Source organism: uncultured Lactobacillus sp. (assembly GCF_947367085.1).
Classification (GTDB): domain Bacteria; phylum Bacillota; class Bacilli; order Lactobacillales; family Lactobacillaceae; genus Lactobacillus.
Map to the genome: position 1 here is coordinate 1 of NZ_CANBCP010000069.1, position 8292 is coordinate 8292.

The window sequence follows — 8292 nt, forward strand, 5'->3', positions numbered from 1 at the left end:
GGTCTGGACAGCGCAGCTTATGAAACGGTCTTTAGTAAGTTAAAAGCGGAATTTTCTCTAATACTAGTTACGCTAATCAAAGGGAATTAAGCCAAGTAATTAATGAATGGATTTAGTTTTATAACAAATACCGTATTCAGACAAAATTGGGTATACACTTTCTGGTATTGATACAAAATCAATGCCAGTTTTTTGTACGCAAAAAGGACAACTGCTGCCCTTATGTTGTACAATCAATTCACCACAAAAATCATGTAAAGAAGGTTATGCAGATGTCCCAAAATAATTCTATCTTAAATCTCCTCGAAATTGAAGACCAGAATATCAAAATTCAAAAGGTCGATACCACGATTCAAAATAACGAGAAAGTGAAGCTGATTTATGCCTCTCTGTCTTATCCCGTTGAACGCTGTAAGAACTGTGGCTTTAAGTCAGTAGAAATGGTCGGCGCAAAACTCACTTGCGCTTAGATAGCCTTAATGGCACCCGGTATGAAATGATCCTTGCTAAGCAGCGCTATTACTGCTCCAATTGCCAGACAACTTTTGGTGCCACTACTGATTTAACGAAGCCGAACCAAACGCTCTCTCGTAAGCTAAAAAATCAAATTATGGCGTTCTCTAAAGAAGGTTTAAATGGCCAGTTGGTCGCTCGTATCTGTCATTGTTCACCAAGTAGTGTTCATCGAACTATCAAAGAACGCATGAAGCGTCACTATCGGATGGCAGTCCTCCCAAAGCACCTTTGCTTTGACGAATTCCGCTCCGTTAAATCGGTGATGTCGTTTATCTGTTGTGATAGTGAATCACATCAACTGGTCGTTAAGCTTAAGGATCGTCTTTCGCCATCTATCATTGACTACTTTGAGAATCGCTACAGTAAAGCTGAACGAGAACAGGTAGAAACGGTCGTGATTGACTTCAACGCTCAATACCAAAGCTTCATCTACCGTCTTTTTCCTAATGCCCAAATTATCATTGATCGTTTTCACATTATTCAACTTACTGGTCGGGCCTTAGAAAACTGTCGGATTAATATCCTTAAGTTCTTAGATGCTCATAGTCGTGAATATAAGATTATGAAATCCCAATGGCGACTCTTCCACCTTAAACAAACTGAACTACACCCAGAGAAACCCGTCTATCTACGGGGGATTAACGAATACATGACTAAACAAAATGCCGTTGATCTAATCACCAATAAATTCGACGACTTTAAGGCTGTTTACCAAACCTATCAAACAATTACCAAGGCATTACATGATCGTGATCAGGAGCTCTTGCAAGATGTTTTAGAACATTACCAACCTAACAAAACCGCAATGGACACTACAATTGCCACCCTGAGAAAGAACCGCCGAGCCGTCATTAATAGTACTAAGTATGAATATTCCAATGGTCCCCTGGAAGGAATCAATCGAAAAATTAAGACTCTTAAGCGCGTCTGTTATGGCTTTGCCAATCAAGAATTTTTCTTTTTAAGAATTGATTGTTTATTTGCATAAAAAATACCACCCACATTTCTGTAGGTGGCATCGATATCCATCAATACCAGTTGACAGATACCCAGAAAATTACTTTAAAAAAATAAGCTATCTAAATTTTCTTCTTTTAGTACAAAAAAAGGCACTAATTAAAATCAGTGCCTTTTTATCAACTCCGGCAGTCAGACTCGAACTGACGACAACCTGATTAACAGTCAGGTGCTCTACCAACTGAGCTATGCCGGAATAATATGTTATTGTTATCTCAACAACGAAATTTATTATACAGGAAAATACCGTAAGTAGCAAGCAGAGATTTCAATTTACTAATTAACTTTTCTCATAATGATGAATTATTTGCTGATAAGCGATCTATCAACTATAATACTTATGAAAAGTAAGAGAACTTTGAGGAGGCTTTTAATATGGCTAATACACTTGTCCTTTATTTCTCCGCTACAGGAACAACAAAGAAAGTGGCAGAAGAAGTAGCAGAAAAGCTTAATGCTGATATTGCTGAAATTCATCCAGTAACTCCATATACTAATGATGACCTTAATTGGCATGATGAATCAACCCGTGCGACCGTTGAGCAAAAGCAAGAACATGATGGTCGGGTTCCAATCAAAGATGACCTGCCATCACTTGATAATTATGACAATGTGGTAATTGGTCACCCAATCTGGTGGGGAATTCCGCCACGCTTAATTGCTGCTACCATCGACACCCTTAATCTTAACGGCAAGCATTTAGCGACCTTTGGAACATCGAGCAGTACTGGCTACGCTCGAGCACAGTCCAATGTTGAACGGACAATTAAGGAAAATAACTATAATGTTGAATTGAATAAGGGTAATGTCCTCAATTCACAATCAGCAATCGATAGTTGGTTAAATTCGCTATCCTTAGCTCGTTAATAATCATTAAAGGATCCGAGATACTAGTTCATAGCACTTCGGATTTTTTTATTTATTAATCAAACTAACTTTCAGTTTCCACCAGCTCTTAATAAGAGTAAAAAAAGCTTTCAACAGCGTTCATAAAAATCCGCTGTTGAAAGCTTTTATAGTGATTCAAATGCTAACTAGAGGAGTCGAACCTCCGACCTTCTCTTTACGAGGGAGATGCTCTACCAGCTGAGCTAAGTTAGCAAAACCAATCAACGAATACTATTGTATCATGCTAATTAGTTAGTGAAAACACTTAATTTAAATTAAAATATATTCTTCTATATCAAAATCTAGCTACTTAGAAAAAATATTTATTCAATTTTTCCCATTCCTCTTTTGACTAAGTAAATTAATTTATCTCTTCTTTTATAATTTAGCAAAGTACCACATAATAGTTAGAAAATAATCTAACTATTATGTGGTACCTCTTTACTTTAGTAATTTTCTAATTTCCACATATAGCGACGCTTTGATAATGGATGTTTTCGAGCTTTTCCCAGATACTCTGCAAACTTTCTCATTACTGAGGTAAGCACCAGTGGATCAAAGTAATCAACAACTGAAGCGTCCATTTTACTATCGAGCCAATAGTCTTTAGCATCAATAACTGTATACTTAGTGCCAAAACGTTGCAAGAATTCTAGTGCTCGAGAGTCTAGATGACGTGTTCTTCCATCTGACATAAATAGGAGGAATGGTGCTTCTTTCACTGCTAATTCAAAAGGCCCATGAAATAGTTCTGCACTATCAAGATTAACTCCTGTAATCCATTGCATTTCCATAAAGATAAAGTTAGCAGTTGAATACCCTACCCCTCTATTAGAACCTGATGATAATGTAAATACCTTATCTTCGTCCTTATATCTTTCTGCAAATTTTTGTGCATCATTATCCACACTAGCAGCTGCATCATTGGCAACTTCATCAACCACTGATAATCCTTGTACCATTTCATTATAATTATTGCTTTCACCTAATGCATGCAATAATTCAACCGCAAAGGTTAGAGCTACCTTCTGTTTAGAAGACTTTGTGGCATAACTTTCAAAAAACTTATGCTGTAAAACATAGTCAGTCTCTTTAGTTAGTGGTGAATCAGGAGCAAAAGTTAATGCTAGAACTGTTGCGCCTTTTTCCTTAGCATTATGTACCGCTTTTAAAGTTTCCTTAGTTGTACCACCTAGAGAAGCTATGACAGCTACTGTATTTTCTCCAAAATAATTAGGAACATCATAATTAAATTCGTTTGCTTCAAGCAAATGACTACCAAGTTCCTTTGAGTTTTGTAATGCATAATAATATGCGCCAAATAATTCTGAATAAGATGCTCCACATCCCATAAACACTAGAGACTTAACATCTTTAGTATCAACAATTTTTTTTACTAATTCTTGTACTTCTTGACGAGTTGTTTCTTTTTCCATAATTACCTCTCCTTACATAATTCTTTTAGTTGCAAATCAGGAATCTTAAAACTTACTCCTAGCGATCCATTTATTTGTAATTGCTTAGCACTAAATAAACTAGCTGATTTCAAAATATTAGGAATAGATCTTATATCCCAATTTTCTCTTAGCAAGCTTGTACTAAAATAAGTAATAAAAGAATCTCCAGCACCCATGGTGTCTTTAATATGATTAGTCAGTTGAGCCGACTGGTAATAGCAACGATTTCCTGTAAAAACCATTGCCCCTTGTTTTCCCATAGTAAATAGTAGAATAGTATGATAATTTCCCATGCTTTGAAGCTGTCTTGCTCGTTCAACTACCTTATCTTTACTTATATTCCCCACTGAGAAACAAGCAAGATCTACATTATTAATAGTTAAAGTTATTTCATCCTCATTAGAGAAATCGGAATAGTCATAGACAATTTTAGGTTTATTAATATAATTAATTATTTCTTTTCCTTTACCATTAACACTTAAATGAATTAAATCCATTGCATTAATATAGTCCTTGTCATCTGAAATCTTAATTCCTTGATTCAGAACGCCGCCTCTATTACTAGCTAGAAATTTTCTATCGCCATTAACAACTTTAACCAGCGAATATCCAGATTCACCTTTCAAATTTTTACAATGCTCAATGTTGACATTAAATTTTTTTAATGTATTTTTCATTAATTCAGCCAAATTATCATTACCAAAATTACCAAGATACCCACTAGTAATTCCTGGCATTCGAGTAGCCATAACACTGAAATTAACCGCATTGCCACCAGGAAATATTCTCTTGCTATCGAGATAAATGTCCATTACATTATCGCCAATGGCTAAGACCTTCATAGAATCATTCCTTTCTTTGATTTCCAGATGTAATGGCAAAGTTGGTAGTAGATGCGTCGTAATAGTTGAAAGTCACATAAATAACTTCTTTATCCATTACTTGACGACGTAATTTGAATAGAGGATCTCCTGGAACCTTATTCATATATTGAGCTAACTCACTAGTAGCTGGTACATAGCTCAATAATTGGTTACTACCCAGTTCCTTATATCCATATTGAGTAGACAATAGGCTAGTCATTGAAATATCTGGGGTGATTTTTTCTCTTAATTTTGGAAATTTATTTGAAGAGTAGTAAGCACTTTCTAAGCCACTTACTGCCTTATTAAACTTAACTAGTCGCTTCAAATTTATAACTGGTTCTCCAGGGAAAATATTTAGTAATTCTGCTATTTTATCTGTACTTGCTATTTCTTGTAGCTTAACTATTTGTACAGAAGGATGCTTACCACTGTTTTTCATAAAATTTGAATAGCTTCCTAGATGTAATAAATTACGTTCAACTATGTTTGCTTGAACAAAAGTTCCTTTTCCCTGTTTTTTAACCAGATAACCTTGATCAACCAAATCACTAACAGCCCGTCTAATAGTGATTCGACTAGCTCCAAATTCTCTGCCAAGTTCTGATTCAGAAGCAATTAAAGTACCTTGTTTATATTTACCATCATTGATTAAGCGTTTTAATTCAATCTCAATTTGCTCATATAATGGTGTCTTAATATTTTTTTCTAACATAATTAGATACACTCTCTATTCTAGGTATATAGAATTTTAGAAATAAAGTTCTTTGTTCTTTCGTGCTTTGCATGATGAAAAATCTCATCTGGTGTGCCTTGTTCCAAAATGTGACCTCTATCTACAAAAACTACGCGACTGCCAACTTCCTGTGCAAATCCCATCTCGTGTGTAACAACAACCATGGTCATGCCACTCTTAGCTAACTTTTTCATTGACTTCAGAACTTCTTCTACCATTTCAGGATCTAAAGCAGATGTCGGTTCATCAAAAAGCATTACCTTAGGGTTCATTGCTAAAGATCGAATAATTGCAATTCTTTGCTGTTGTCCACCACTAAGTTGATCAGGATAGGCATCAGCCTTATTTTCCAGATCCATTTCCTTTAGTAATTCCGTTGATTGTCGATCAGTCTGAGATTTTGATAAATGCTTTACCACTCTTGGAGCATACGAAATATTTTGTCTAACAGTAAAATGAGGAAATAAGTCAAAATGTTGAAAGACCATTCCAATATTTTCGTGAACCCTTTGTTGAGCTTTTTTAGAAATACTCCCTGAAATAATTTTATCCTGGAAAAGTACTTTACCGCTAGTTGGCTGTTCCAAGAGATTCATATGTCTAATCAACGTACTTTTTCCTGATCCAGAAGGACCAATGATCACTACAACCTCTCCATTATGGACTTTAAGATTAATGTCATGTAAGACAGTGTTATTTCCAAACTTTTTTGTGACGTGACGTAATTCAAGCATCGTGACGCATCCTCCTTTCAAACAAAGCAAGAATCTGATTCAGAATCAGACAAATTACCAGGTAAAGAGCAGAAGCAATAATCATGGGTTCCAATCCTAAGGCTGTTGAACCACGAACTGTTTGAGCAGCAAACATAATATCGGTGATACCTAATACTGATACCAATGATGAATCTTTAACGTTACCGATAAGTTGATTTCCTAGTGCTGGAAGTATATTTTTGAATGCTTGTGGTAAGATGATATTCAATAAAATACGATATGATGGAATACCAAGGCTTTCTGCTGCCTCTGTTTGCCCTACCGGTAAAGATTGGATACCAGATCGAATAATTTCCGCAATATAAGCACCAGAATACAAGGTTAGCGCCACTATACCTGTTACAAAGTCATTTACGGAGAATCCCAGTAATTGTGGAAGGCCAATATAAACGATATATATTTGAACCAATAAAGGAGTATTACGAATGAAGCCAATGTAGGTTTTTGCGATTAAGCTTAGTAAGTTTGACTTTGACATTTTCATCACAGCCAAGGCAATACCTAATAGTAGACCCAAGACAATTGAGATAACCGCAAGTTCAATTGTCGTTACAAGGCCATGCATAAATAATGGCCAATATTCTGTAATAAATGAGTAATTTGAAAACATAAAATCACTCCTTCTAATCCTTGTTAGTTGGTTCCTTTCTGTGCATATTGATCAACCCACTTGCTATATTGTGCCTTGTTTTGGTGAATTACTTCATTTAAGCGATTTACAAGGTCATCCGAAGTCCCCTTAGGAAGAGCAATAGCAGCACCTTTTGATCCATCGTTGTGTCGCCATGAAGTCATAGTTAATTCTGGATTCTTCTTCAGCAGGATAGTTGCAGTCGGTTTGTCAATGCAGAAGGCATCAGCTTTTCCATTATTTACTGCTAAAGCTAAATCGGTAACCTTTGATAGATCCTTAGTGGTAGCTTTAGGGAATACCTTATGAATCATTGGTTGTTGAGATGAATTATTAACCACAGCAATGGTAGCATGCTTGAAATTATTGGCATTTTTGTATTGAGCTAGTTTAGCCTTTGGAACAACCAAGACATTGGTACTCTTGTAATACGTGTCAGTAAACTTAGCCGCTTTTTGTCTTTCTGGCGTTGGAGCCATTGATGTAACTAACATATCAACTTTCTTAGCTTGTAAAGCAGGCAAAAGTCCATCTAAATCCATTGTCTTTAATTCATATTTAACGCCTAAGTTCTTGGCAATTTTCTTTACTAGTAGAACATCAGCGCCCTGCATTTGCGTTTTGCCATTTTTTTGAACCTGTGATTCGTATGGTGGATTAGCAGAGACCATTCCCACTCTAAGAGTACCCCGCTCTTTAATTTGTTGAAGTGATGATTTATTTGACTTTCCACATCCAGTTAAAAGAAGCAAAAGTGTTCCTAGAAGAGTTAATACATAAAATAGACGGTGTGCTTTAAGCTTTTTCATAGGTAAGTCCTCCAATTTTTATTAAATAAGACGTTATATAACGTCATAAATTAAACAACGAATTAAATATTAATCAAAAAAGGACACACCTTTCTATGATTAATAGAGTTTCTTAGTATACTTTCTTTCTTTAATATTAATAATGTCGCTATCTGACATTTACACCACCACCTTTAAATTTTAAATAAAAAAAACCTTACCAACCCCAAAGCTGAGATTGAAAAGGACGTTTTCACGTGGTACCACCTTTTTTCGTAGTGAAATCACTACCTTCACCAACAGTTGCAAAGCAACAATTAGCTGGCACGATAATGGGCGCCTACCAGTACATTCTACTTAAGTTTCGATATACGACTCACAAGCGATAGATTTTTATAATACTGTCCACCAATTTACACCAAACATTGGCTCTCTTAAGTAAGTATTATTAATCTTTCTTGATCAACATCTTTTTGTTAAATTGATTATCAAAAGGTTAACATCCTAAAATTAGAAAGTCAACATTTTTCTTTAATTTAATTTTCAGAATACAATTGCTTGTTGCGGCGGTTATTGCTCTTCTTTTAAACGTATATTTCAATCTTCCCATTGTATTCTTC

Annotated in this window: 7 protein-coding genes, 2 tRNA genes, 1 pseudogene and 1 other annotated feature; of the genes and pseudogenes, 2 read left to right on the forward strand and 8 right to left on the reverse strand. The window is 35.5% G+C overall.

Annotation, left to right across the window (positions count from 1 at the left end):
- Positions 1 to 272: 272 nt before the first annotated feature.
- Positions 273 to 1504 (forward strand): annotated as a pseudogene (locus Q0Y70_RS08830) (ISL3 family transposase).
- A gap of 152 nt (positions 1505 to 1656) precedes the next feature.
- Here Q0Y70_RS08830 and Q0Y70_RS08835 read toward each other — a convergent pair.
- Positions 1657 to 1729 (reverse strand) — tRNA-Asn (locus Q0Y70_RS08835).
- 179 nt (positions 1730 to 1908) lie between these two features.
- Here Q0Y70_RS08835 and Q0Y70_RS08840 point away from each other — a divergent pair.
- On the forward strand, positions 1909 to 2400 hold the full coding sequence (locus tag Q0Y70_RS08840; RefSeq protein ID WP_297819962.1) for a flavodoxin: 492 nt from the start codon (positions 1909 to 1911) through the stop codon (positions 2398 to 2400).
- 161 nt (positions 2401 to 2561) lie between these two features.
- On the opposite strand, the gene Q0Y70_RS08845 is transcribed toward Q0Y70_RS08840, so the two are convergent.
- The 7 genes from Q0Y70_RS08845 to Q0Y70_RS08875 all read right to left on the reverse strand — a co-directional run bounded on the left by Q0Y70_RS08845 (position 2562) and on the right by Q0Y70_RS08875 (position 7693).
- Positions 2562 to 2634: transfer RNA gene (locus Q0Y70_RS08845), tRNA-Thr, on the reverse strand.
- Positions 2635 to 2867: 233 nt separating this feature from the next.
- Positions 2868 to 3857 (reverse strand): SIS domain-containing protein, encoded by a 990-nt coding sequence (locus tag Q0Y70_RS08850; RefSeq protein ID WP_124031470.1) that lies wholly within the window; start codon positions 3855 to 3857, stop codon positions 2868 to 2870.
- A gap of 2 nt (positions 3858 to 3859) precedes the next feature.
- On the reverse strand, positions 3860 to 4720 hold the full coding sequence (locus Q0Y70_RS08855; RefSeq protein ID WP_297819967.1) for a PfkB family carbohydrate kinase: 861 nt from the start codon (positions 4718 to 4720) through the stop codon (positions 3860 to 3862).
- A gap of 4 nt (positions 4721 to 4724) precedes the next feature.
- Positions 4725 to 5456, reverse strand: coding sequence for a GntR family transcriptional regulator (locus tag Q0Y70_RS08860; RefSeq protein WP_124031469.1), 732 nt, complete (start codon positions 5454 to 5456; stop codon positions 4725 to 4727).
- 20 nt (positions 5457 to 5476) lie between these two features.
- Entirely contained in the window at positions 5477 to 6211 is a 735-nt protein-coding gene (locus tag Q0Y70_RS08865; RefSeq protein WP_003717485.1) for an amino acid ABC transporter ATP-binding protein, read from the reverse strand.
- Positions 6204 to 6863, reverse strand: a complete 660-nt coding sequence (locus Q0Y70_RS08870; RefSeq protein WP_297819986.1) for an amino acid ABC transporter permease — start codon at positions 6861 to 6863, stop codon at positions 6204 to 6206. Before Q0Y70_RS08870 ends, Q0Y70_RS08865 begins: the two co-directional genes overlap by 8 nt.
- A gap of 23 nt (positions 6864 to 6886) precedes the next feature.
- Positions 6887 to 7693 (reverse strand): transporter substrate-binding domain-containing protein, encoded by an 807-nt coding sequence (locus tag Q0Y70_RS08875; RefSeq protein WP_297819989.1) that lies wholly within the window; start codon positions 7691 to 7693, stop codon positions 6887 to 6889.
- Between the two features lie 219 nt (positions 7694 to 7912).
- Positions 7913 to 8147: a binding site (T-box leader), on the reverse strand.
- Positions 8148 to 8292: the final 145 nt, after the last annotated feature.

Coding starts and splice junctions, on each gene's coding strand:
- Q0Y70_RS08840 (WP_297819962.1), top strand. CDS start 1,909: ATGGCTAATACACTTGTCCTTTATTTCTCCGCTACAGGAACAACAAAG.
- Q0Y70_RS08850 (WP_124031470.1), bottom strand. CDS start 3,857: ATGGAAAAAGAAACAACTCGTCAAGAAGTACAAGAATTAGTAAAAAAA.
- Q0Y70_RS08855 (WP_297819967.1), bottom strand. CDS start 4,720: ATGAAGGTCTTAGCCATTGGCGATAATGTAATGGACATTTATCTCGAT.
- Q0Y70_RS08860 (WP_124031469.1), bottom strand. CDS start 5,456: ATGTTAGAAAAAAATATTAAGACACCATTATATGAGCAAATTGAGATT.
- Q0Y70_RS08865 (WP_003717485.1), bottom strand. CDS start 6,211: ATGCTTGAATTACGTCACGTCACAAAAAAGTTTGGAAATAACACTGTC.
- Q0Y70_RS08870 (WP_297819986.1), bottom strand. CDS start 6,863: ATGTTTTCAAATTACTCATTTATTACAGAATATTGGCCATTATTTATG.
- Q0Y70_RS08875 (WP_297819989.1), bottom strand. CDS start 7,693: ATGAAAAAGCTTAAAGCACACCGTCTATTTTATGTATTAACTCTTCTA.